28 protein-coding genes, 1 tRNA gene and 1 other RNA gene are annotated in these 23,459 nt (G+C 63.7%); 22 read left to right on the top strand and 8 right to left on the bottom strand.

All coding sequences use genetic code 11. The features are described 5' to 3' along the window. Nucleotide 1 precedes the first annotated feature (1 nt). The gene (locus FG486_RS15275) at nt 2–1,270 is read left to right on the top strand and encodes a dihydrolipoamide acetyltransferase family protein (protein WP_181268179.1); all 1,269 of its coding nucleotides are present in this window, start codon (nt 2–4) and stop codon (nt 1,268–1,270) included. A gap of 128 nt (nt 1,271–1,398) precedes the next feature. Here FG486_RS15275 and FG486_RS15280 read toward each other — a convergent pair whose 3' ends face one another. Further along, nucleotides 1,399–1,866: a DUF11 domain-containing protein gene (locus tag FG486_RS15280; RefSeq protein ID WP_181268180.1), complete on the bottom strand. Its 468-nt coding sequence runs from the start codon at nt 1,864–1,866 to the stop codon at nt 1,399–1,401. A gap of 181 nt (nt 1,867–2,047) precedes the next feature. Here FG486_RS15280 and FG486_RS15285 point away from each other — a divergent pair, with 181 nt between their 5' ends. Beyond that, the gene (locus FG486_RS15285; protein ID WP_066275219.1) at nt 2,048–3,217 is read left to right on the top strand and encodes an AI-2E family transporter; all 1,170 of its coding nucleotides are present in this window, start codon (nt 2,048–2,050) and stop codon (nt 3,215–3,217) included. 55 nt (nt 3,218–3,272) lie between these two features. Continuing rightward, nucleotides 3,273–3,349 (top strand) — tRNA-Asp (locus tag FG486_RS15290). Nucleotides 3,350–3,420: 71 nt separating this feature from the next. On the opposite strand, the gene FG486_RS15295 is transcribed toward FG486_RS15290, so the two are convergent. The 5 genes from FG486_RS15295 to FG486_RS15315 all read right to left on the bottom strand — a co-directional run bounded on the left by FG486_RS15295 (nt 3,421) and on the right by FG486_RS15315 (nt 4,986). Then, a complete protein-coding gene (locus tag FG486_RS15295; protein WP_060979706.1) occupies nt 3,421–3,630 on the bottom strand; it encodes a DUF2842 domain-containing protein in 210 nt (69 codons plus the stop codon). Then, nucleotides 3,627–4,220, bottom strand: coding sequence for a 5-formyltetrahydrofolate cyclo-ligase (locus tag FG486_RS15300; RefSeq protein ID WP_181268181.1), 594 nt, complete (start codon nt 4,218–4,220; stop codon nt 3,627–3,629). The genes FG486_RS15295 and FG486_RS15300 overlap by 4 nt, the downstream gene beginning before the upstream one ends. A 50-nt stretch (nt 4,221–4,270) precedes the next feature. After that, nucleotides 4,271–4,427: non-coding RNA, 6S RNA (ssrS, locus tag FG486_RS15305), on the bottom strand. Between the two features lie 8 nt (nt 4,428–4,435). Next, nucleotides 4,436–4,822: a cell division protein ZapA gene (zapA, locus tag FG486_RS15310; protein WP_181268182.1), complete on the bottom strand. Its 387-nt coding sequence runs from the start codon at nt 4,820–4,822 to the stop codon at nt 4,436–4,438. A 5-nt stretch (nt 4,823–4,827) separates the two neighbouring features. After that, nucleotides 4,828–4,986: a hypothetical protein gene (locus tag FG486_RS15315; protein ID WP_156441906.1), complete on the bottom strand. Its 159-nt coding sequence runs from the start codon at nt 4,984–4,986 to the stop codon at nt 4,828–4,830. 246 nt (nt 4,987–5,232) lie between these two features. Here FG486_RS15315 and tkt point away from each other — a divergent pair, with 246 nt between their 5' ends. Genes tkt through thiE form a run of 5 tightly spaced genes read left to right on the top strand, consistent with a single transcriptional unit; the run spans nt 5,233 to nt 11,091 of the window. Further along, nucleotides 5,233–7,206 (top strand): transketolase, encoded by a 1,974-nt coding sequence (tkt, locus tag FG486_RS15320; protein ID WP_181268183.1) that lies wholly within the window; start codon nt 5,233–5,235, stop codon nt 7,204–7,206. A 47-nt stretch (nt 7,207–7,253) separates the two neighbouring features. Beyond that, on the top strand, nt 7,254–8,261 hold the full coding sequence (gap, locus tag FG486_RS15325; RefSeq protein ID WP_181268184.1) for a type I glyceraldehyde-3-phosphate dehydrogenase: 1,008 nt from the start codon (nt 7,254–7,256) through the stop codon (nt 8,259–8,261). A gap of 35 nt (nt 8,262–8,296) precedes the next feature. Further along, on the top strand, nt 8,297–9,487 hold the full coding sequence (locus tag FG486_RS15330) for a phosphoglycerate kinase (RefSeq protein ID WP_181268185.1): 1,191 nt from the start codon (nt 8,297–8,299) through the stop codon (nt 9,485–9,487). Nucleotides 9,488–9,539: 52 nt separating this feature from the next. After that, nucleotides 9,540–10,439 (top strand): fructose bisphosphate aldolase, encoded by a 900-nt coding sequence (locus FG486_RS15335; protein WP_181268186.1) that lies wholly within the window; start codon nt 9,540–9,542, stop codon nt 10,437–10,439. A 4-nt stretch (nt 10,440–10,443) separates the two neighbouring features. Continuing rightward, entirely contained in the window at nt 10,444–11,091 is a 648-nt protein-coding gene (gene thiE, locus FG486_RS15340; protein WP_066275244.1) for a thiamine phosphate synthase, read from the top strand. Here thiE and FG486_RS15345 read toward each other — a convergent pair. Further along, on the bottom strand, nt 11,032–11,244 hold the full coding sequence (locus FG486_RS15345) for a hypothetical protein (protein WP_066275247.1): 213 nt from the start codon (nt 11,242–11,244) through the stop codon (nt 11,032–11,034). The genes thiE and FG486_RS15345 overlap by 60 nt on opposite strands. Before the next feature lie 251 nt (nt 11,245–11,495). Here FG486_RS15345 and efp point away from each other — a divergent pair, with 251 nt between their 5' ends. Together efp and FG486_RS15355 are read left to right on the top strand one after the other, a co-directional pair. After that, nucleotides 11,496–12,059 carry an elongation factor P gene (efp, locus tag FG486_RS15350; protein WP_060979698.1) on the top strand — a complete coding sequence of 188 codons (564 nt, stop codon included), beginning with the start codon at nt 11,496–11,498 and terminating at the stop codon, nt 12,057–12,059. Between the two features lie 14 nt (nt 12,060–12,073). Further along, the gene (locus tag FG486_RS15355; protein ID WP_066275252.1) at nt 12,074–12,892 is read left to right on the top strand and encodes an inositol monophosphatase family protein; all 819 of its coding nucleotides are present in this window, start codon (nt 12,074–12,076) and stop codon (nt 12,890–12,892) included. Nucleotides 12,893–13,014: 122 nt separating this feature from the next. Here the strand turns inward: FG486_RS15355 and FG486_RS15360 are convergent, their stop codons facing one another. Beyond that, nucleotides 13,015–13,491, bottom strand: coding sequence for a YbjN domain-containing protein (locus FG486_RS15360; RefSeq protein WP_066275255.1), 477 nt, complete (start codon nt 13,489–13,491; stop codon nt 13,015–13,017). 219 nt (nt 13,492–13,710) lie between these two features. On the opposite strand from FG486_RS15360, the gene ndhC reads away from it, so the two are divergent. The 12 genes from ndhC (at nt 13,711) to nuoH (ending at nt 23,456) form a co-directional block, all read left to right on the top strand. Continuing rightward, nucleotides 13,711–14,076 (top strand): NADH-quinone oxidoreductase subunit A, encoded by a 366-nt coding sequence (ndhC, locus tag FG486_RS15365; RefSeq protein ID WP_060979695.1) that lies wholly within the window; start codon nt 13,711–13,713, stop codon nt 14,074–14,076. Then, nucleotides 14,046–14,639: a NuoB/complex I 20 kDa subunit family protein gene (locus FG486_RS15370; protein ID WP_230962368.1), complete on the top strand. Its 594-nt coding sequence runs from the start codon at nt 14,046–14,048 to the stop codon at nt 14,637–14,639. The genes ndhC and FG486_RS15370 overlap by 31 nt, the downstream gene beginning before the upstream one ends. A gap of 64 nt (nt 14,640–14,703) precedes the next feature. Continuing rightward, a complete protein-coding gene (locus FG486_RS15375; protein ID WP_181268187.1) occupies nt 14,704–15,438 on the top strand; it encodes an NADH-quinone oxidoreductase subunit C in 735 nt (244 codons plus the stop codon). Next, nucleotides 15,438–16,673: an NADH-quinone oxidoreductase subunit D gene (locus tag FG486_RS15380; protein WP_181268188.1), complete on the top strand. Its 1,236-nt coding sequence runs from the start codon at nt 15,438–15,440 to the stop codon at nt 16,671–16,673. The genes FG486_RS15375 and FG486_RS15380 overlap by 1 nt, the downstream gene beginning before the upstream one ends. Then, complete coding sequence (locus FG486_RS15385; RefSeq protein WP_181268189.1) at nt 16,673–17,005, top strand: nuclear transport factor 2 family protein; 333 nt, start codon at nt 16,673–16,675, stop codon at nt 17,003–17,005. The genes FG486_RS15380 and FG486_RS15385 overlap by 1 nt, the downstream gene beginning before the upstream one ends. Beyond that, nucleotides 17,005–17,676: an NADH-quinone oxidoreductase subunit NuoE gene (gene nuoE / locus FG486_RS15390; protein ID WP_116968657.1), complete on the top strand. Its 672-nt coding sequence runs from the start codon at nt 17,005–17,007 to the stop codon at nt 17,674–17,676. The genes FG486_RS15385 and nuoE overlap by 1 nt, the downstream gene beginning before the upstream one ends. After that, the gene (locus FG486_RS15395) at nt 17,673–17,843 is read left to right on the top strand and encodes a hypothetical protein (protein WP_167348228.1); all 171 of its coding nucleotides are present in this window, start codon (nt 17,673–17,675) and stop codon (nt 17,841–17,843) included. Before nuoE ends, FG486_RS15395 begins: the two co-directional genes overlap by 4 nt. Continuing rightward, on the top strand, nt 17,840–19,141 hold the full coding sequence (gene nuoF, locus FG486_RS15400) for an NADH-quinone oxidoreductase subunit NuoF (RefSeq protein WP_181268190.1): 1,302 nt from the start codon (nt 17,840–17,842) through the stop codon (nt 19,139–19,141). Before FG486_RS15395 ends, nuoF begins: the two co-directional genes overlap by 4 nt. Then, a complete protein-coding gene (locus FG486_RS15405; protein WP_181268191.1) occupies nt 19,138–19,773 on the top strand; it encodes a hypothetical protein in 636 nt (211 codons plus the stop codon). The genes nuoF and FG486_RS15405 overlap by 4 nt, the downstream gene beginning before the upstream one ends. A 50-nt stretch (nt 19,774–19,823) precedes the next feature. Further along, the gene (locus FG486_RS15410) at nt 19,824–20,405 is read left to right on the top strand and encodes a hypothetical protein (RefSeq protein ID WP_181268192.1); all 582 of its coding nucleotides are present in this window, start codon (nt 19,824–19,826) and stop codon (nt 20,403–20,405) included. Continuing rightward, on the top strand, nt 20,398–22,416 hold the full coding sequence (nuoG, locus tag FG486_RS15415; RefSeq protein ID WP_181268193.1) for an NADH-quinone oxidoreductase subunit NuoG: 2,019 nt from the start codon (nt 20,398–20,400) through the stop codon (nt 22,414–22,416). The genes FG486_RS15410 and nuoG overlap by 8 nt, the downstream gene beginning before the upstream one ends. Continuing rightward, nucleotides 22,413–23,456, top strand: a complete 1,044-nt coding sequence (gene nuoH / locus FG486_RS15420; RefSeq protein ID WP_181268194.1) for an NADH-quinone oxidoreductase subunit NuoH — start codon at nt 22,413–22,415, stop codon at nt 23,454–23,456. The genes nuoG and nuoH overlap by 4 nt, the downstream gene beginning before the upstream one ends. Nucleotides 23,457–23,459: the final 3 nt, after the last annotated feature.

The following is a 23,459-nucleotide window of genomic DNA, read 5'->3' on the forward strand; positions in this document are numbered from 1 at the left end:
CATGGCCACCTATACCTTCAACCTGCCCGATATCGGCGAAGGCATTGCCGAGGCGGAAATCGTGGCATGGCATGTCAAGGTCGGCGACCGGGTCGAGGAAGACGGCCGCATCGCCGACATGATGACCGACAAGGCGACGGTTGAGATGGAATCGCCGGTCTCGGGCGTGATCCGCAAGGTCGCCGGGGCCGAGGGCGACGTGATCGCAATCGGATCGATGCTGGTCGAGATCGAGACCGAGGGCGAGGATGCGTCGGCGGTCGAACCCGCGCCTTCGCCGGAGGTGATCGAGGCCGAAACCCCCAAGGCTCCGCCAGCTGAGGTTGAGGCTACCGCACCGGCGCCGACCCCCGCGCCGATTGAGCCCAAGGCGGCTTCCGGAGATGCGCCGCAGCCTTCGCAGGGGAGCGCTCATGGCGGCGAGAAGGTGCTGGCATCGCCCGTCGTGCGGCAGCGCGCGCGCGATCTGGGGATCGATCTCGCCAAGGTGCGCCCCGCCGAGGGCAACCGCATCCGCCATGCCGATCTCGACGCCTATCTGAACTATGGCGGCACCCGCGCCGGGCCTGGCCGCGCGGCGGACGAGGAGATCCGCGTCATCGGCATGCGCAAGCGTATCGCGCAGAACATGGCCGAATCGAAGCGGCACATCCCGCACTTCACCTATGTCGAGGAAATCGACGTGACGAAGATGGAGGAGATGCGCACCGAAATGAATGACTCGCGCGGGGCCAGGCCCAAGCTGACCGCGCTGCCGATCCTGATCGCCGCAATCTGCAAGACGCTGCGCGAATACCCGATGCTCAATGCTCGCTATGATGACGAGGCGAATGTGGTCACCCGCTTCGGCGCGGTGCATCTTGGCATCGCCACGCAAACCGATGCCGGGCTGATGGTCCCCGTGCTGCGCGGTGCCGAGAGCTTGAGCGTCTGGGACATGGCGAGCGAGATCGCGCGTCTGGCCGAAGCCGCGCGCAGCGGCAAGGCGAAGAGCGAGGAGCTGTCGGGCTCGACGCTGACGCTGACCTCATTGGGCCCGCTGGGCGGGATTGCGACCACCCCGGTGATCAACCGGCCCGAGGTCGCGATCATCGGACCGAACAAGATCGTCGAGCGGCCGATGGTGGTCAACGGCGCCGTCGTCATCCGCAAGATGATGAACCTGTCGATCTCGTGCGATCACCGCGTGGTCGACGGCTATGACGCCGCCAGCTTCGTCCAGGCGCTCAAGCGCCGGATCGAAACGCCGATCTATATCTTCGCGGATTGAGTTCGATCTGACAGAGGTCTGCCATCGTCACCCCCGCGAAGGCGGGGGGCCCGTTTTTCTTGTGGCCGCCTGCAGACAAGCGGGATCCCCGCGTTCGCGGGAATGACGTGTGAGAGGTCTTTTAAATCCTAACGCACGATTGCCCGGAACGTCACCCTGCGCGTCTCGCCCTGCATCAGCGTGTCGCCGACGCGCCAGCGCAGATGGGTGACGTCTTCCGGATTGGCCGGGCGCCAGCTGCCATTGCCTAGCGGCACGCGCAGCGCCGACAGCGGTCCCCAGCTGCGGCCGCCGTCGATCGAGACGAGTTCGCTGCCATCGACCGTCTCGTCGAGCCGCACGGTGCGGGGCAGGGGGTTGGTCACGGTAAATCCCTGGACGGGCCGGTTGCCGGTGTTGCGATATTCGACGACATAGATGAGCCGCTCGCCCGGGCTCACCTGCCGCGCGGGTTCGAGCCGTACGCGGCGCACGCCACCCGCCTGCGATGCGATTCGCTCTACAAAGATGGAAGCCTTGGTCATGACATCGCTTGATGCCAGGGCCGCGCCAGGCATCAGCATGGCGGTCAGCGCGAGTGCAGTGCGCAGAAGCATTCAATTCCCCGATTTGCCCCCACCGGGATGGTCCGGCTGCGGTCACGGGTAAGTGCGATCTTCCAACATATGGTTAATGGTCCAGCAGGAAAGATGAATCGATGCCGCTGGATTGTGCGCGTCATAACGGGCAGATATAGGCCGAGAACGCCCGGATCTTGGGCCGAGGGCCTATTTGCGCATGTCTTTACCTCCCGCCGAACGTACCGAAACCGATGAGCTGCGTCGCGATCGACTGTTGGCAGCGCTTGCACTGATCGCGGGTGTTGCCCTGTTCCTGGCTTTCCCTTTCGCGATGCGTGCCGGTTCCGAGTTCTTCCTACCGCTGGCGGTAGCGATCGTGCTGTCGATCGCGCTGGTGCCGGCGCTCGAATGGATGGAGCGGCGCGGCCTGCCCTCGATGGCGGCGGCCTTTCTGTGCCTTGTGCTGTTCCTGACGATTGCCAATGGGGCGCTGGCGGTGATCGTGGTGCCGGCGACTGACTGGTTTCTGCGGCTTCCTGACCGAATCCCCAAGATCATGGAGAATCTGGCGCCGTTGATCGACCTTTATTCGGACCTGCAGAAGTTTGTCGACGATACGACTCGGCTGGTTTCGGGGTCGATGGTGAAGGCGCAGGCAGCGGCAACCGCGTCGCCCGAATCGCTGCTCGACCTGTTTGCCAGCGCCGCGCCGGCCGTCGCGCTGCAGATGGCGTTCGTCATCCTGCTGATTTTCTTCTTCCTCGCCGGCTGGACCAAGCTGCGCGAGAACGCGATCAACAGCCGCGGCAGTTTTACCGGCGCCATGGCGACCGCCCGTGTCATCCAGAACGTTGTGTCGGCAACCTCGGCGTATCTCACCACCATCACCGTCATCAACCTGCTGCTGGGTCTGTCGGTGGGAATCGTGGTGTGGATGCTGGGCATGGAATCGCCCGCGATGTGGGGTGGCATCGTCGCCCTGCTCAATTTCATCCCCTATCTGGGACCAGTCTTGGCGGCAGTGCTGCTCGCGCTGGGCGGATTGATGACGTTCGGCGATCTCGGCACCGCTCTGATTCCCGCAAGCGTGCAGGTTGTCTTTCACCTGGTCGAGGCGAATCTCATCACGCCAGCCGTGCTGGGGCGCCGACTGACGATGAACCCGCTGCTGATTCTCGTGTCGCTGAGCTACTGGGCCTGGGTCTGGGGCACGACCGGCGCGCTGCTGGCGGTGCCGCTGCTCATCATCATCCAGACCGTCGTGGCGGCGGCTGGCAAGCCGGATATCGCCGGATTCCTGTTCGAATCGGGGACGCTCACCCGGCAGCCGCGCGATGGAGAAACCGCAGCGACCGAGCCACTTGCGCCGGTTCGTGGGAAAAATTGAAAGAGGCTGTTGACAGGCGGCGAGACCGCTTCTAGTGGCAGCGCTCCAACGCGATGCGGGTGTAGCTCAGTTGGTTAGAGCGCCGGCCTGTCACGCCGGAGGTCGCGGGTTCGAGCCCCGTCACTCGCGCCATTGCCCTGGTGAGGTTTCACCGCAATGGTCACTTGCATGCGTTGGAAATCATTCGGAAATAGATGAAAAGATCAGGCCCGCCAGCGGCCTGTTTCCATCCATATCATCAACGGTCGCATCGGTGCGATCCAGATGATCCCGGCGATGCAGTAGATCACCGATTGCACTGCGATGTGCCAGTTGCCGATAACGCTGGAGAAGCTGGCGACGATCACCGCCCAGAGGGTGATGATACCCAGGATCGCGAAAATGCCCACGGGCTTGCGCATGGTCGGCTTCATGGCAGAACTCTCTCGTTGGTCGGCAGCAGGACCTGCTGCTCGGTAATCACCGCGTCGAGCGGCATGTCGTGATCGTCGGTCGGGACGCGCTCGGCCTGCTGCACGGTCCAGCCCAGACCGATTCGGCGGGTAGCCGGATGCTGGGCGCACCAGCCATCATAATGCCCGCCGCCCTGGCCCAGCCGGTTCAGCGAGGCATCAAAGGCGACTAGGGGCATGAACAGTGCATCGGGCACCACTTGGGGCATCGCCATATGCGGCTGCGGCCCCCAAGGGCCTTTTTCGAGCGTTTCTTCGGACCCGGTCCACAGCCTGAAGGCCAGCGGACCTGCATGCTCGCGCGTCCAGGGCAGGGCGATCATCTTGCCAATGTCGAGAAGATGCATCGCATAACGCGTCGTCGGCACCTCGCCCGGCACGGCATGGTACAGGCCGACGATCTCGGCGCTCTCGATGAGCGGCAGGATCGCGCGCGGCGGGCGGCCGAAGATCAGCGCGCGGTGCGCCTGCGGCAAGGCCTGCCAATGGTCGAGTCGCGCGGCGCGCATGGCCCGCCGCATTTCGCGCTTCTGGCTGATGATATCGGTCAAGCGCGCACCCAATGGTCAGGAAGGGAAGGGGGACCCGCCTCCGGGCCATGGTTGGAACCGCCTTGGCCGTTTGCTGGAATATCCTCTGACGCCAGTAACGTCAGGTGGGCGCCGTGTGCCTCTGGCCGGAGCCAGGACAGGGACAGCTCCCTTGAAAGATGTATCGCCTCAGGGATGTTCTCTGCAGCTCGTACCAGGCAGTCCCAGGTAGAGATTTAGGACGCGGCGCCCTGGTTCTCAAGTCCCGCTGCCAGATTCTCGATCCGTCTGGCCAGCTTCTCGATCGCACGTGCGGCCAGCTCGGTGTCGTTGTCGTGCGCCAGCAGGTCGCCCTGCTGCGGCGGGGCGGGCTCCGCCTTGACCTTTTCCGCCGCCTTGGCCGCGAGCGCTTCTGCGGCCCGGTCCTGGGTCTCGGCAAGTTCATCGGCGAGCAGCAGCCCGGCAAACAGCAGGGCGCGGGTCTCGGTCAGTCCGCCAGAGGCACTGGCCTTGCGCGCCGCAGTGTCGAGCATCGTGCCCAGCCGCGCCAGATGCTGTTCCTCGCCGGGCTGGCAGGTGACGCTGTAGATTCGTCCGCCGATGGTCAGGCGCATATCGGGCATGGTACTTACTCCGCCTTGGCCAGCAGGGCGTCGATCCCGGCCAGCGCTTCGGCAGCGGCGGCCTTGAGCACCGCGTGGCGCTCCAGCAACTCGTCGCTGGCGGCAATGGTGTGCGACTGCAGATTTTCGGCAAGGCCGACATGCGCCGATTCCAGCCGTGACAATGCTCGCTCCAATTGTCCGATAGCCAGGATAAGTCGTTCATTTGCCATGGAATGAGCTTATCAACAAATGGCGCAAAATCAACTTTCGGACAAAGTGAGGCTTTTGCGGAACTTGACGCGGTGCACCATGGACACCAAAGGGTGACGCCAAAGCCGACTCGGCCTGCGCGGTTGCATATGCAAAATCCTGTTTTGGCGCAGGCATCTAGGCTCTGATCGAGGATCAGCAGGGAGTTTCAAGGGGCGATGTCCGTTCAGTTTCAAGATCTCGCCAATGCCATTCGCGCCTTGTCGATGGATGCGGTTCAGGCTGCGAATAGCGGCCATCCGGGTATGCCGATGGGCATGGCCGATGTCGCCACGGTGCTGTTTGGCGAGTATCTCAAGTTCGATGCCAGCGCGCCCGACTGGGCCGATCGCGATCGTTTCGTGCTTTCTGCCGGACACGGATCGATGCTGATCTATTCGCTGCTGCACCTGACAGGCTATGCGCGCCCGACGATCGAGGACATTCGTAACTTCCGCCAGCTGCACAGCCCGTGCGCCGGTCACCCGGAGAATTTCGAACTGCCGGGTGTCGAGTGCACCACCGGACCGCTGGGCCAGGGCCTCGCGATGGCGGTCGGCATGGCAATGGCCGAGCGGCACCTGAACGCCGAATTTGGCGACGAACTGGTCAGCCACCGCACATGGGTAATCGCTGGCGACGGATGTCTGATGGAAGGCATCAACCACGAGGCGGTAGGCCTTGCCGGGCATCTCAAGCTCGGTCAGCTCAACGTTCTGTGGGATGACAACCGCATCACCATCGATGGCGCGACCGATCTGTCGACCAGCGAGGACATCCGCGCGCGCCATGCCGCCGCTGGCTGGCACGTCGTCGATTGCGACGGCCACGATCCCGAATCGATCCGCGCCGCGCTTGACGCCGCAGTAGCCGATCCGCGCCCGTCGCTGATCGCCTGCGCGACCGTGATCGGCAAGGGTGCGCCTAACAAGCAGGGGACTTCTGCAACGCACGGATCACCGTTGGGCGCTGCCGAAGTCGATGCCGCGCGCGCTACGCTGGGCTGGCAGCACGCGCCTTTCGTGGTGCCCGACGACATCCGCGCTGCCTGGACCGCCTTCGGCCAGCGCGGCGCTGCCGAACATGCCGCCTGGGCCGATCGTCTGGCCGCGTCGGACAAGGCCGCCGAATTCAAGCGCCGCATGGCCGGCGAACTGCCCGCCGGGTTCAGCCTGTCGCAGCATGTCGCGAGCCTGCTCGCCGAGCCGCAGAAGGTCGCGACCCGCAAGGCATCGGAACTCGCGCTCGAAGCGATCAACCCGCGGCTGCCCGAAACCATCGGCGGATCGGCCGACCTTACCGGATCGAACAACACCAAGACCGCCGGTCTCGGCGTGTTCAATTCGGCCAATTATGGCGGCCGCTACGTCAATTACGGCATCCGCGAATTCGGTATGGCCGCCGCGATGAACGGCCTGGCGCTGCACGGCGGCGTGATCCCCTATGGCGGCACCTTCCTGGTGTTCGCCGATTATGCCCGCGCCGCGATCCGCCTGTCTGCTTTGCAGCGTCAGCGGGTTGTCTATGTGATGACGCATGACAGCATCGGCCTCGGTGAAGATGGCCCGACCCATCAGCCGGTCGAGCACGTCATGAGCCTGCGCATGATGCCCAATCTGCTGACCTTCCGCCCCGGCGACGCGGTGGAAACGGCGGAGTGCTGGGAACTCGCGCTGCAGGCCCAGTCCACCCCGACCGTGCTCGCGTTGACCCGCCAGAACCTGCCGCAGTTCCGCCGTGTCGAGGCCGAGGGCAACCAGTGCGCGCGCGGCGCCTATCGCATCAAGACCGCCGGCAACAAGCGCCAGGTGGTGCTGATCGGCACCGGTTCGGAAGTCTCGCTGGCGCTTGCCGTCGCAGACCAGCTTGAAGCTGCTGGCATCGGTGCGGATGTCGTTTCGATGCCGTGCTGGTCGCTGTTCGACGCGCAGCCCGAAAGCTACCGCGCCGATCTGCTTCCCGCCGATGTTCTCAAGGTCTCGATGGAAGCTGGCGTGACCTTTGGCTGGGAACGCTATGTCGGCCGTGATGGCCTCGCCTTCGGGATCGACAGCTTCGGCGCATCGGCGCCGGCAGAGGCGCTGTTTGACCATTTTGGCCTTACGCCTGACAAGATCACTCCCGCCGTGCGCGCCGCACTGGGGCAGGGTTGAACTGGGTCTGACCCCAAACACAACGAATTGTAAGCAGGAGAATTCCCATGGCAGTCAAGGTTGCAATCAACGGTTTTGGCCGCATCGGCCGTCTGGTCGCGCGCGCGATCCTGGAGCGCACCGACCATGACCTCGAGCTGGTCGCGATCAACGATCTGGGCGATGCCAAGGCCAATGCCCTTCTGTTCAAGCGCGACAGCGTCCATGGCGCGTTCCCGGGCACGGTGAGCGCCGAAGGCGACAGCATGATCGTCAACGGCAAGGCGATCAAGGTGACCGCCGAGCGCGACCCCGCCAAGCTGCCGCATGGCGAGATGGGCGTCGACATTGCGCTCGAATGCACCGGCTTCTTCGCAGACAAGGCCAAGGCCAGCGCGCACCTCACCGCAGGTGCCAAGCGCGTGCTGATATCTGCCCCCGCCACCGGCGCCGACAAGACCATCGTCTATGGCGTCAACCATGACGTGCTGACCGCCGATGATCTGGTCGTCTCGAACGCCAGCTGCACCACCAACTGCCTTGCGCCGATGGCCAAGGTGCTCAACGATCTGGTCGGCATCGAGCGCGGCCTGATGACGACGGTGCACAGCTATACCAACGACCAGAAGATTCTCGACCAGATCCATGGCGACATGCGCCGTGCACGCGCCGCTGCGATGTCGATGATCCCGACCACCACCGGTGCGGCTCGTGCGGTCGGCCTGGTGCTGCCCGAGCTCAAGGGCAAGCTCGACGGCTCGGCGATCCGCGTGCCGACGCCAAATGTCAGCCTGGTCGACCTGACCTTCACCCCGGGCCGCGACACCACGGTCGAGGAAATCAACGGCGCGCTCAAGGCTGCCGCCGAGGGCCCGCTCAAGGGCGTGCTGGCCTATACCGACGAGCCGCTCGTCTCGATCGACTTCAACCACGATCCGGCGAGCTCGACCATTGACAGCCTGGAAACCGCGGTGATCGACGGCAAGCTCGTCCGCGTGATCAGCTGGTACGACAATGAATGGGGCTTCTCCAACCGCATGGTCGATACCGCAGGCGTCATCGCCGGGTTGATTTGATCGCGGCAGACAAGACAAGGAGAGGACGCCAGCGCATGTTCAAGACCCTCGATGACCTGATTGCCGACCGCCACGGACTGGCGGGCAAGCCCGTCCTGGTTCGCGAAGACTTGAATGTGCCGATCCACAAAGGCCGGGTGTCCGATGACACCCGGCTGCGGGCGGCGATGCCGACGCTGGCGGAACTTGCCGATCATGGCGCCAAGGTGCTGGTGCTTGCGCATTTCGGCCGCCCCAAGGGCAAGGTCGATCCCGAGTTGACGCTGCGCCCGATCGCGCATGCGCTGTCCGAGGTGATGGGCCGTCCGGTCGGCTTTCTCGAATCGCCCGATCGCCACGCGATCGACGTGCTCGATCCCGGCAGCATCACCGTGCTGGAGAACAGCCGCTTCTTCCCCGGCGAGGAGAAGAACGATCCCGTGCTGGCGAAGCAGATCGCCTCGCTCGGCGATTTCTATGTCAACGATGCCTTTTCCGCCGCGCACCGCGCGCATGTGACCACCGAAGGCCTGGCGCATGTGCTGCCCGCCTTTGCCGGTCGGCAGATGGAAGCGGAACTGAAGGCATTGGAAGCGGCGCTCGGCAAGCCCGAGCATCCGGTCGCGGCGGTGGTCGGTGGCTCCAAGGTCTCGACCAAGCTCGACGTGCTGACCAACCTGGTCGGCAAGGTCGATCATCTGATCATCGGCGGCGGCATGGCCAACACCTTCCTCGCCGCGCGCGGGGTCGATGTCGGCAAGTCGCTGTGCGAGCACGACCTGGCTGATACCGCCAATGCCATTCTCGATGCCGCCGACGCGGCAGGCTGCACCGTGCATCTACCCTATGACGTGGTGGTGGCGAAGGAATTCGGCGCGAACGTGCCGTGCCGCACCGCCAATGTGCACGAGGTCGAGGCCGACGAGATGATCCTCGATGTCGGCGCAGCGGCGGTCGAGGCGCTGTCCGACGTGCTCAAGACCTGCCGGACCTTGGTTTGGAACGGCCCGCTCGGCGCATTCGAATATCCGCCGTTCGACACCGCGACCGTGGCCCTCGCACGCACCGCAGCCGCGCTCACCCGCGAGGGCACACTGGTCTCGGTCGCGGGTGGCGGCGATACCGTAGCCGCGCTCAACCATGCCGGCGCAGCGGACGATTTCTCTTTTGTTTCAACCGCAGGCGGCGCTTTCCTCGAATGGATGGAAGGCAAGGAGCTGCCCGGTGTCAAGGCGCTAGAAAGCTGAGCGCCGATCGGCAACAATCAACCAATAAGCCTAAAATCAGGGAAGAGTGACAATGACCGACACCGCCGTTTTCAACGAGATGCTGGCCAAGATCGAATCGGGTCAGGGTTTCATCGCCGCGCTCGATCAGAGCGGTGGTTCGACGCCCAAGGCGCTCAAGGGCTATGGGATCGAGGACGGCGCCTGGGCCAATGACGAGGAAATGTTCGCGCTGATCCACGGGATGCGCAGCCGCATCGTCACCTCGCCCTGCTTCAACGGCGACAAGGTGATTGGCGCGATCCTGTTCGAACGCACCATGGACGGCGAGGCGGGCGGCAAGCCGGTCCCCGCTTTGCTGTGGGAGCGCGGCGTGGTGCCCTTCCTCAAGGTCGACAAGGGCCTGGAAGACGAAGCGGACGGCGTCCAGCTGATGAAGCCGATCGGCGGTCTGGGTGACCTGCTCGAACGCGCCAAGGGCCTCGGCATTTTCGGCACCAAGATGCGCTCGGTGATCAACTCGGCATCGGAAAGCGGCATCGCGGCGATCGTTAGCCAACAGTTCGAGGTCGCGGGCGAGATTCTCGACCATGGCCTGATCCCGATCATCGAGCCCGAAGTGAACATCAAGAGCGAAACGCGTGCTCAGTGCGACGCGATCCTCAACGCCGAGCTCAAGAAGGCGCTTGATGCGCTGCCCGAAGGCCGCCGCGTGATGCTCAAGCTCTCGCTGCCGGCTGAGCCCGGCCTGTTCGCCGATCTGGTGGCGCACCCGGCGGTGATCCGCGTCGTCGCGCTGTCGGGCGGGTTCAGCCGCGCCGAGGCCTGTGTCGAGCTCGCCAAGAATCCCGGCGTGATCGCCAGCTTCTCGCGCGCGCTGCTCAACGATCTCAAGCACCAGATGACCGACGAGGAATTTGATGCCTCGCTGGGCGGTGCGATCGACGAGATCCACGCCGCATCGGTGGCCTGATGCCATGACTGACCCCGGTTGCCAGCTCTATCTGATCTCCCCGCTCGATGTCGGGGGGGATTTTCCGGATCGGCTGCGCGCCGCCCTGGAGGCGGGCCCGGTGGCGGCGTTCCAGTTCCGCGTCAAGGATATCGACCAGCACGCTGCGGCCAGGCTCGCCGCGCCGCTCCAGGCGATCTGCGTCGAGCATGACTGCGCGTTCATCGTCAATGACAGCATCGCGCTCGCCAAGCGACTTGGCGCAGACGGCGTGCATCTGGGGCAGGGCGATGGCGACCCGCGCGAGGCACGTGATGTGCTGGGTCGCGATGCGCAGATCGGCGTGACCTGTCATAACAGCCGCCATCTCGCGCTCGAGGCTGGCGAGGCGGGGGCGGACTATGTCGCCTTCGGCGCCTTCTATCCCAGTGAAACGAAGCAGGCCAAATACCAGGCCGAGCCCGAGATCCTGAGCTGGTGGTCTTCAATGATGGAACTGCCCTGTGTCGCGATCGGCGGGATTACCACGGCGAATGCCGTACCGCTGGTGCAGGCGGGGGCGGATTTTCTGGCGGTATCAGGTGGGGTGTGGAGCCACCAGGATGGCCCGGCCTCAGCCGTGCGAGAGTTCCTTGCGATCATGGCCGAACACCGCCGTACAGACGCGGCCTGAGCTTTCCAACCGGGTCAGATAGCTAACAAAATCTGCCTCGAATTCCTCGACATCGGGCGTCCCTTCACCACGCCCCGAATGCGCCGAGGCAATCTCGTTGCGGGTGCGGCCGAAAATGCCGGCGGCGGGTGTCTTGATGCTGAACAAAGGCATGGTCGTCTGGTCCAATCCCCGGCGGCTTCATAGCAGCTTTGGGGCTCTCGTTGCTATACTATCTGCGATCTGCGTTAGATAGGAAGAAACCGTCATCTTGACGTCATATCGACAGGGATGCGTCTCCGCACGACCGATGCGATCTGTCCGCACTGATCGTATGCAAACGCGAGCCAAAGCGCTTGCCATGCCCGCATCATGCGCCTAGAGGGCCTGTCCATTCCCTGAAATCCAACGGAAACGAGCCTCGCATGAAGATCAGCGGTGTCGATATTCGCCCCGGTAACATTCTGGAACATGAAGGTGGCATCTGGAAGGTTGCCAAGATTCAGCACACCCAGCCCGGCAAGGGCGGTGCCTTCATGCAGGTCGAGATGAAGAATCTCGAGGACGGCCGCAAGACCAACATCCGTTATCGCAGCGCCGACACGGTCGAGAAGGTCCGGCTCGATACCAAGGATTTCCAGTTCCTGTTCGCCGATGGCGACGATTATGTCTTCATGGACCAGGAAACCTACGACCAGATCACCATTGCAGCCAAGTTGCTGGGTGATGAAGCCGCGTTCCTGCAGGATGGGATGCAGGTCACGCTCGAGCTCTATGACGAGCGCCCGATCTCGGTTCAGCTGCCCGATACGATCGAAGCGACAATCGTCGAGGCCGATGCGGTGGTGAAGGGGCAGACGGCCTCGTCGAGCTACAAGCCTGCGATCCTCGACAATGGCGTGCGCGTCATGGTGCCGCCGCATATCAGCAGCGGTACGCGCATTGTCGTCGACGTTTACGCCAAGGAATATGTCCGCAAGGCGGACTGATCGGACCTGTATTCATGCCTGCCATTTCAGCCATCATCCGTGTCATGGAAAGCGCCGCGCGCAAGGCCGGCGGCCGCCTGCGGCGTGACTTTGGCGAGGTGGAGCATCTCCAGGTCTCGAAAAAGGGCCCGGCGGATTTCGTGTCCAAGGCCGACCAGCATGCCGAACGCGTGCTCTATGACGAACTGAGCAAGGCGCGTCCGGGCTGGGGTTTCCTGCTCGAAGAGGGCGGTGACATCCCCGCCGAGCCCGGCAAGCCGCGGTTCATCATCGATCCGCTCGACGGCACCAGCAACTTCCTGCACGGCATTCCGCATTTTGCGATCTCGATCGCAGTCCAGGAACCGGCGCTCGACGGCAAGGGCTGGGGCGAGATCAGCGCAGCGCTGATCTATCAGCCGGTCACGGACGAAAGCTATTGGGCCGAAAAGTCGCGCGGTGCGTGGCTGCACGATCGCCGTCTGCGCGTGTCGGGCCGCCGCAATCTGAGCGAGGCGCTGATCGCCACGGGTATCCCGTTCCTCGGCCATGGCGACATGGCGGAATGGACGCGCATCTTCGGCGCGATTGCACCTGAAGTGGCAGGCATCCGGCGCTTTGGCGCCGCCTCGCTCGATCTTGCCTGGCTCGCCGCCGGCAAGTTCGACGGCTTCTGGGAAAGCGGTCTCAAGCCGTGGGACGTCGCTGCCGGCATATTGCTGGTGCGCGAAGCGGGCGGTTTCGTCACCGACTTCCGCGGCGGCAGCCAGCCGATGGAACGCCAGCAGGTGATTGCAGGCAACGACGCGCTGCATTCGCGCCTGCACAAGCTGCTGGTCGGCGCGCTGCGCTGAGCCTTCCCTGCAGGCAGTTTCCCGTCATTCCCGCCAACGCGGGAATCCCGCTATTGAATCCGACCGGGTGATAGTAGTGGGCCCCCCGCTTTCGCGGGGGTGACGGGTCAGAGCAGTCCGAACTATTCGGTCACGAAGCGTCGATATTGCTGCATCTGGTCGAGCCAGACGCTCAAATTCTCGTTGAACACCGCCTGCGGAATGCCGCCCTTGTCGGTGTCGACGTCCATCACCAGCACCGGATCATCCTCGTCGTCGCGATAGGCACGCACGAAGCGCTTTTTCGCGTTCCATTCGTTGAGCTTCTCGAGACTGAAACCCTTGCGGTCGTTGAAGCCGAAATAGAATTGCAGCGTCGCGCAATTGGTGCGGGCGTCATCGCAGTTCATCAGTGCGACCAGAAAGGGCATGTCGTCATAGGCGCTGCGGATATAGGGATTGCCCTCTCCCTGCTTCAGTTCGCTCGGCAGACCGCGCGCCTTCAGCACTGCCTCGATGCTCTGTGGACTGCTTGCCATCACATTCTGCGCCTGAGCGGGCAGGGCCGTGACCGCCGCGAGCACGGCGGCTGCAAGAACTCCCGAACGATACCCCTTCATTATGCCGATTCCCTCCATTTTGCCGGTGCATGCTGCGGCGCAACGATGCACTAGCCCGGCAACCCTGTTCCGATTGTGCCGAAACGCACAGAAATGCGCAACTTTTCGTCGCTTTCTGCCCTGTAACCTGTGCGTCAAAAAAGGGGGTGATCCGGCTTGCGATAGGCGGTCCGCTGGCCTAAAGACGCCCCAAGCAACACGCACGAATGGGACGCGCGCATGGCCGAATATCTGCCGATCCTGCTGTTCCTGGCGGTCGCTCTGCTCTTGTCGGTGGCATTTGTCTTTCTGCCGATCGGGGTATCGCGGCTCACAGGAGCGCACAAACCGACTGTCGCCAAACTGAGCGAATATGAATGTGGCTTTCCCGCGTTCGAGGATTCGCGCAGCCAGTTCGACGTCCGCTTCTACCTCGTCGCCATCCTGTTCATCATCTTCGATCTTGAAGCCGCGTTCCTGTTCCCCTGGGCAGTCTCGCTGGAACAGATCGGCTGGGCCGGCTGGCTCACGATGATGGTGTTCCTTTTCGAACTGGTCATCGGCCTGATTTACGCATGGAAAGTGGGAGCACTCGATTGGGAGTAAATCCGCAAAATCCGGCGCTCGTCACCGGCACCTCCGGCGCGGTCGTTCCGCCTGCCGGGACGCTGCCTGACGCCGGTTTCTTCAACGACATCAATGCCGAAGTGTCGGACAAGGGCTTTCTGGTCACCTCGACCGAGGAGCTGTTCCAATGGGCGCGCACCGGATCGCTCTGGTGGATGACCTTTGGCTTGGCCTGCTGCGCGGTGGAGATGATCCACGTCAACATGCCGCGCTACGACATGGAGCGGTTTGGCGTCGCACCGCGCGCTTCGCCACGCCAGTCGGACGTCATGATCGTCGCGGGCACGCTGTGCAACAAGATGGCCCCGGCGCTGCGCCGCGTCTACGACCAGATGTCCGAACCGAAATACGTGATTTCGATGGGCAGCTGCGCCAATGGCGGTGGCTATTATCATTACAGTTATTCGGTGGTGCGCGGCTGCGACCGCATCGTGCCGGTGGACATCTATGTTCCCGGCTGCCCGCCGACTGCCGAGGCTCTGCTCTACGGTGTGATGCAGTTGCAGCGCAAGATCCGCAGGGTCGGCACGATCGAACGCTGATTTGATTGGTGAATGGCCCGCTGTGGAGGCGGGCCGCGAACGATACGCACGTTAAGGGACGCACATGGGACATTCGGCGCCACGCTATGCCGTTCTCGATGGCCTGGGCGATGCTGTCGCCGCCACGCTGGGCAACCGGCTGCTGGCGACGCGCTTCACCCAGGGCGAGTATTGCTTCACCGTCCGCCGTGAGGCGGTGGCGGAGGCGCTCGACCTGTTGCGTGACGTGCACGAGTATCAACAGCTCATGGAGATCGCGGGCGTCGATTATCCCGACCGTGCCGAGCGGTTCGAAGTCGTCTACTGCCTGCTCAGCCTGACGAAGAACCACCGCATCCGCGTCGCGTGCACCACCGACGAGGACACCCCGGTGCCGACCGTCACCCATATCTGGGAAGTCGCCGGCTGGCTCGAGCGCGAAGTGTACGACATGTACGGCGTGATCTTTGCCGGAAACCAGGACCTGCGCCGCATCCTCACCGATTACGGCTTCCGCGGTCACCCCTTCCGCAAGGACTTTCCGCTCACCGGCTATAGCGAGATGCGCTATTCCGAAGAACAGGGCCGGGTGGTCTACGAGCCTGTGAAGCTGGCGCAGGACTTCCGCAATTTCGACTTCACCTCGCCCTGGGAAGGTGCCGACTATGTGCTGCCGGGCGACGAGAAATCGCTGGGCGGGCCGCCGCAATCGCCGACGCCCAAGACGACCGACAAGCCTTCGGATACCGGCGCAGGCGCGGCTGCCAACAAGGAAGCCGCCAAGCCCAGCGAGAACGCACCCAAGGAGGATAAGGCGTGATGGCCGAGTCGCTTCAGGACATGACCGTCGACGGTCTGGTCGAACAGGATTCGACCACCGGCGATCTGGAAATCCAGAATTACACGATCAATTTCGGGCCCCAGCACCCGGCGGCGCACGGCGTGTTGCGCATGGTGATGGAGCTGGATGGCGAGATTGTCGAGCGCATCGATCCGCATGTCGGCCTGCTCCACCGCGGCACCGAAAAGCTGATCGAATACAAGACCTATCTGCAGGCGCTGCCTTATTTCGACCGGCTCGATTACTGCTCGCCGCTGGCGATGGAGTACAGCTATGTGCTGGCGATCGAGAAGCTGCTGAACCTCGAGGTGCCGCTGCGTGCCCAGTATCTGCGCGTGCTGTTCGCCGAGCTGACCCGCATCTGCAACCACATGCTCAACCTGGGCGCGCACGTGATGGACGTGGGCGCGATGACGCCCAACCTGTGGTTGTTCGAAATCCGCGAGGATTGCCTCAACTTCTTCGAACGCGCCTCGGGCGCGCGCATGCACAGCGCCTGGTTCCGTCCCGGCGGCGTGCATCAGGACGTGCCGCTCAAGCTGCTCACCGATCTGGCCGACTGGCTCGACACCTTCCCCAAGCTGTTCGAGGATTCGATGAGCCTGGTGGTCGACAACCGCATCTTCAAGCAGCGCAATGTCGATATCGCGGTGGTGTCGAAGGACGATGCGGTGCGCTGGGGCTTTTCCGGGCCGATGATCCGCGGCAGCGGCATCCCCTGGGATCTGCGCAAGTCGCAGCCTTATGATGTCTATGACCGGATGGAGTTCGACGTGCCCGTCGGCACGCGCGGCGACTGCTATGACCGGTTCATGGTCCGCGTCGAGGAAGTGCGCCAGTCCGCGCGGATCATGCGCCAGTGCCTCAACGAGATGCCCGACGGCCCGATCGCCTCGCTCGACCGCAAGGTGGTTCCGCCCAAGCGCGGCGAGATGAAGCAGTCGATGGAAGCGCTGATCCATCACTTCAAGCTCTATACCGAGGGCTTCCACGTTCCGGCGGGCGAAGTCTATGTCGCGACCGAAAGCCCCAAGGGCGAATTCGGCGTGTATCTGGTCAGCGACGGCACCAACAAGCCCTATCGCTGCAAGATCCGCCCGACCGCGTTCAGCCATCTCCAGGCGATGGAGTTCATGAGCAGGGGGCACATGCTGTCCGACGCGACCGCCATTCTGGGTGCGATCGACGTCGTGTTCGGGGAGTGCGACCGGTGATGGAACGGTTGGCCGTGGCAGAGGCGATGATTGCGCATTACAACGCGCAGGACGCGGATGCCTATGTCGCGCTGATGACCGAAAATGCCTGCGAGGCAGGCTATCGCGGTGCGGTGCTGCGCGAGGGGCGTGAAGGCGTGCGCGCGGGGCTCAAGGCCATGTTCGCCGAGTTTCCCCAGAACCGCGCGGAAATTCTCTCGGCACACCTGCTCGGCGAGACGGTTGTCCTGCACGAGAAGGTCTCGCGCTCGGCCGATGCCGAGCCGTTCGAAGTCATGTCGATCTACAGTTTTGAAGGCGACAAGGTGTCGCGTGTGGAGTTTGTCCGCTGATGGCTGACGCAGCCCATATCCCCGATGAAGCCGAAACCCGCGCCCGCTGGGGTGCGTTCGCGTTCACCGACGAGAATCTTGCCAAGGCGAAGACGATCATCGCGCGCTATCCCGAAGGGCGCCAGCGCAGCGCGGTGATGCCGCTGCTCGATCTGGCCCAGCGCCAGGTGGGTGCAGAGACGCAGACCCAGGGCTGGCTGCCGGTCCCGGTGATCGAATATGTCGCCGCGATGCTCGATATGCCGTATATCCGGGCGTACGAGGTCGCGAGCTTCTACACGATGTACAATCTGGCGCCGGTCGGCCGCTATCATGTGCAGGTGTGCGGCACCACGCCGTGTCTGCTGCGCGGATCGGACGATGTGATGGCCGCCTGCGCGAACAAGGGTCTCGTCAAGGGCAAGACCACGCCCGACGGCCTGTTCACGCTGACCGAGGTGGAGTGCATGGGCAATTGCGCCAATGCGCCCATGGTGCAGATCAACGACGACAATTTCGAGGATCTGGACTACGATCGCACGATCGGCATCCTGGAAGCCTTGGCAGCGGGTGAGAGCCCCAAGCCGGGCACACAGATTCCGGGCCGTCATACCAGCGAACCCGAAGGCGGGCCGACCACGCTCAAGCAGATGGTCGATGCCAATCACGACTATCGGGGTGAATGGGGATGACGACGCCGGTCAAGGCCGGGGTCCCGCTGCTCGGCATCATCTTTCTGGCGCTGGCGATCTTCAAGTTCGTCCAGGGCGACGGATGGGTGGTCTGGGCGATTTTGGCGTTTTTGTTCGGCGGTTTCGGCATTTTCAGCCGCAGCCGTTCTGGAGGTAATCAGTCGTGAGTCTCGCTGACAAGGATCGCATCTTCACCAATGTCTACGGGTTCCAGCCCTGGAACCTGAAGGCGGCCGAGGCGCGTGGCGATTGGGACAAGACCAAGGACCTGATCGCCTGGGGTCAGGACCGGATCATTGACGAGGTCAAGGCATCGGGCCTGCGCGGACGCGGTGGTGCGGGCTTCCCCACCGGCATGAAGTGGAGCTTCATGCCCAAGGAATCGAAGGACGGCCGTCCGAGCTTTCTGGTCATCAACGCTGACGAATCCGAGCCGGGCAGCTGCAAGGACCGCGAAATCCTGCGTCACGACCCGCACAAGCTGATCGAAGGCGCGCTGATCGCCGGGTTCGCGATGCGTGCGCGCGCCGCCTATATCTATGTCCGCGGCGAATATATCCGCGAGGCCGAAGTGCTGCAGGCTGCGGTCGACGAGGCCTATGAGGCTGGGCTGATCGGCAAGAATGCCGCCAAGTCGGGCTATGATTTCGACGTGTTCGTCCATCGCGGTGCCGGCGCCTATATCTGCGGTGAAGAGACCGCGATGATCGAGAGCCTCGAGGGCAAGAAGGGCCAGCCACGGCTCAAGCCGCCTTTCCCGGCGGGTGCCGGGCTTTATGGCTGCCCGACCACGGTTAACAATGTCGAATCGATCGCGGTGGTGCCGACGATCCTGCGCCGCAGCGCAGCCTGGTTCGCAAGCTTCGGTCGCGAGAACAACAAGGGCACCAAGCTGTTCCAGATCAGCGGGCATGTCGAAAAGCCCTGCGTGGTCGAGGAAGCCATGAGCATCCCGTTCCGCGAACTGATCGAGCGGCATTGCGGCGGCATTCGCGGTGGCTGGGACAATCTGCTGGCGGTGATTCCCGGCGGATCGTCGGTGCCGCTGGTGCCTGCCGCGCAGATCATCGACGCACCGATGGATTTCGACGGCCTCAAGGATGTTGGATCGGGCCTCGGCACCGCCGCGATCATCGTCATGGACAAGTCGACCGACATTGTGCAGGCGATCAGCCGCCTGAGCTATTTCTACAAGCATGAGAGCTGCGGCCAGTGCACGCCGTGCCGCGAAGGCACCGGCTGGATGTGGCGCGTCATGGAGCGCATGCGCACCGGCGATGCCGATCTCAGCGAAATCGATACGCTTTACGAAGTCACGAAACAGGTCGAAGGGCACACCATCTGCGCTCTGGGCGATGCCGCCGCCTGGCCCATCCAGGGCCTGATTCGGCATTTCCGCCCCGAGATGGAACGCCGCATCATCGAGAAGCAGGGTACTGGTTCAATGATGGAGGCTGCAGAATGAGGAAGTTTGCAAAGGCGACACTGGCCGTGCTGGCCATGGCATCGATGACGTCTCCGGCACTGGCGACCGGCGCTGGCTGGTGGAACATGCCTGACGAGGCGGTCAAGACCGCGCTCAAGCGCACCGCGCTGGGCGGGGCGGACACGATGCGCGCCTTTGCCCTCTGTGCGGTCAAGCGGAACCCCAAATATGTCGAGGCGCTGCTGGCCACGACCCAGGGCAGCCTGGAAGAACGGGCCGCTTCGCGCAGTCTGACCAATGCCAATTTCGATTGCATGCCCTCCGGCGAGTTCACGCTGGGCGGTCTTTCGGTGCGCGGTAGCCTTGCCGAAGCAATGTTCTGGACACGCTATGCCGACGCCAATGTCGACGCGCTGAAGGTGCGCAGCGACGAGAAGGGCGAGAAGGAACGGTTTGCCGACTGCGCAGCCGATGGCAGCCTGGACGATGTGCGTGCGCTGATCGCGACCGCGCCCAAGAGCAAGGATGAAGGCGAGGCGCTCAACGCGCTGATGCCGCGTCTGCGCGATTGCATTGCCAAGACCAGCTTCAGCTCGATGGACAATGCCTCGGCGCGTTCGTTGGTGGCAGAGGCGCTGTATCGCGCAGCCAAGCGCGGTGCGGTGAGCTGATCGTTATGCCGCGCCTCGGCTTTTCCCTGATGGTAGCCTCAGCGCTTGCCGTGCCTGCTCAGGCAGGTGCGGCAGAGCCTGCACTGGTGCCCAAGCAACAGGTCGTGTCCGAATTTGCCGCCTGTGTGCTGGAGCAGCAGCCCGAGCGCGTCCGCGCGCTGCTGGCGAGCGAGCAGGGGAGCGACGAAGAACGCAGCGTTGCCAAGCGTCTGATGGAAGGCACGGCCAGCTGTACGCGCGGCCGCGCTTTCATCACCATGCGCACGGGAGAGGCACGCGGCGCTTTGGCTGAAGCTGTGCTCAAGGCGGATGCCGGACTGGCGGGATATGCCGATGGTCTGGCCGTGCAGGATTTCGCCCGCCCCACCGAAACCACCGGGCGGAAGTTCGTGATCGCCTATGGCCAGTGCCTTGCCGCGCGGTCGCCTTCGCAGGCGCGTGCGCTGATCGCGACCGATTATGACTCGGCGGCGGAACGCGACGCCATGATGGGCTTCGATGCCGCGCTCAAGGACTGCATGCCCACCGGGCTTGCCTATCAGATCAACATCCGCGACGTGCGCAATCACGTCGCCTCTGCATTGTACGACCGGGCGCTGGCCGCATCCGGTGGTGGAGACAAGAATGCCTAAGCTTACCGTCGATGGGATCGAGGTCGAAGTCCCCCAGGGGGCGACCGTGCTGCAGGCCTGTGAGGCCGCGGGCAAGGAAATCCCGCGCTTCTGCTATCATGAGCGGCTCAGCATCGCCGGCAACTGCCGCATGTGTTTGGTCGAGGTGAAGCCCGGACCGCCCAAGCCGCAGGCGAGCTGCGCGCTGCCCGCGATGGACAATCAGGAAGTCCGCACCAACTCCGACATGGTGAAGAAGGCGCGCGAAGGCGTCATGGAATTCCTGCTGATCAACCACCCGCTCGATTGCCCGATCTGCGATCAGGGCGGCGAGTGCGACCTGCAGGACCAGTCGGTCGCTTATGGCCGCGGCGGATCGCGCTATGACGAGAACAAGCGCGCCGTCACCGAAAAATATATGGGCCCCATCATCAAGACGGTGATGACCCGCTGCATCCACTGCACCCGCTGCGTGCGCTTTGCCGAGGAAGTGGCCGGCACCGAGCAGATCGGGGCTATCGGTCGCGGCGAGAACATGCAGATCACCAGCTATCTGGAAAAGGCGGTCTCGTCCGAGCTTTCGGGCAATGTCATCGACCTGTGCCCCGTGGGTGCGCTGACCTCGCGGCCCTATGCCTATGAGGCGCGGCCGTGGGAGCTGAAGAAGACGCTGGGCATCGACGTGATGGATGCGGTCGGCACCAATATCCGCTTCGACAGCCGGGGCAGGGAAGTGCTGCGCGTGCTGCCGCGCGTCAATGACGACGTGAACGAGGAATGGGCGCACGACAAGACCCGCTATGCGGTCGACGGCCTGATGCGTCGCCGTCTAGACCGGCCCTATGTGCGCCGCGACGGCAAGCTCGTCCCGGCGAGCTGGGCCGAGGCGTTCCAGGCGATTGCCGATGTGCAGGCCGGATCGAGCGTCGCGGCCGTCGCCGGCGATCTGCTCGATTGCGAAACCATGTTCGCAGCGCGCGAACTCCTGGCCAAGATGGGCTCGACGCTGATCGAGGGCCGTCAGACCGGCCTGAAATATGACGTGTCGAGCCTGGCTGCGGTCAATTTCAACTCGACGCTGAACGGCATCGAGACTGCTGACACCATCCTGCTGGTGGGGACCAACCCGCGCTGGGAAGCGCCGCTGGTCAACACCCGCATCCGCAAGGCGATCAAGCATGGTGCCAAGGTCTATGGCATCGGTGCCGAAATCGACCTCACCTACAAGGTTGAATGGCTGGGCAATGACATGGGCCTGCTGGCGAAGCTGCCCGGTGCGGTGGCCGATGCGCTGAAGGGCGCCAAGCGGCCCGCGATCATCCTGGGCGGTGGCGCGCTGGCGGTCGAAGGCGCGCATGGCGCGGCACTGGCGCTGGCCGATAGCTTCAACCTGGTCCGCGATACCGAAGATGGTCCGTGGAACGGCTTCAACGTGCTGCACATGGCGGCATCGCGCATGGGCGGGCTGATGCTCGGATGGGCACAGCCCGGCGGCATCGCCGATCTGGTCGCCGCCAAGCCGAAACTGCTGTTCGCGCTGGGAGCGGACGAGGTGGATTTTGCCAAGTTCGATGGCAGCTTCAAGGTGTTCGTCGGCCATCATGGCGACAAGGGCGCCGCGGCAGCGGATGTCATCCTGCCCGCTGCGGCTTACCCCGAAAAGAACGGCACCTATGTCAATGTCGAGGGCCGTGTGCAGATGAGCGACAAGGCCGTGTTCGCGCCGGGCGATGCCCGCGAGGACTGGTCGATCCTGCGCGCGCTGTCCGAAGTGCTGGGTCACAAGCTGCCCTTCGACAGCTTTGCCGAGTGTCGCGCGGCGATGATCGCGGCGGTTCCGGCACTGGGTGTCGAGGGTCTGGCGAGCTATGACTGGGCGCCGCCCAAGCTCGCCGCCAGCCCGTCGGGCGAAGTCGGCTATCCGATCAAGGATTTCTATCTCACCAACGCCATCGCGCGCGCCTCGGCGACGATGCAGCGCTGCTCGGCTGAACTGCTGCACGGCGAAGAGATGCTGGAGGCCGCAGAATGACCGAGTTTTTCCAATCCGCATTGGGCACCGGCTGGGGCTGGTTCGTTGCCAATCTCATCCTGATCCTGCTGATCGCGCTGCCGGTGATGCTGTCAGTGGCGATCGTCATCTATTTCGACCGCAAGATCTGGGCGGCGATGGCGCTGCGGCGCGGGCCGAACGTCGTGGGCCCCTTCGGCATCCTGCAGAGCTTTGCCGATGCGGCCAAGGTGTTCCTGCAGGAGACGATTATCCCCTCGAGCGCCAACAAGGGCCTGTTCCTGCTCGCGCCGATCATTACCTTCACCGTGGCGCTCTTGAGCTGGGCGGTGATCCCGTTCGACCAGGACATGGTGCTGGCAGACATCAATGTCGGGCTGCTCTACATTCTCGCGGTGAGCTCGCTCGGCGTGTACGGCGTCGTGATCGCCGGCTGGGCGTCGAACTCCAAATATCCGTTCTTCTCGGCGCTGCGTGCGTCGGCGCAGATGATCTCTTACGAGGTGTCGATCGGCTTCATCATCGTGACCGTGGTGCTGTGGACTGGCAGCTTCAACCTCAACGCGATCGTCGAGGCGCAGCGCGGCCATGGGCTGGGCTTCATCAACTGGTACGGTTTCAACCTTCTGCTCTTCCCGATGGCGGTGATGTTCCTCATCTCCTCGCTCGCCGAAACCGCGCGCGCGCCGTTCGACCTGACCGAGGCGGAGAGCGAGCTGGTCGCCGGATACCAGACCGAATATTCGTCGATGGCCTTCGCTTTGTTCTGGCTCGGCGAATATGCCAATGTGCTGCTGATGTGCACGCTCAACGCGGTGCTGTTCTGGGGCGGCTGGCTGCCGCCGGTGGATTGGGCGCCGCTCTATGCCGTGCCGGGCATCCTCTGGCTGATCCTCAAGATTTCGGCCTTTTTCTTCATCTTCAGCTGGGTCAAGGCGACCGTTCCCCGGTACCGCTATGACCAGCTGATGCGGCTGGGCTGGAAGGTGTTCCTGCCCATCTCGCTGCTGTGGATTTTCCTGGTGTCGGGTTACCTGATGCTGACGAGATACGGGGTCTGATAG

It is taken from the genome of Blastomonas ursincola (assembly GCF_013607875.1).
Lineage (GTDB): Bacteria > Pseudomonadota > Alphaproteobacteria > Sphingomonadales > Sphingomonadaceae > Blastomonas > Blastomonas ursincola.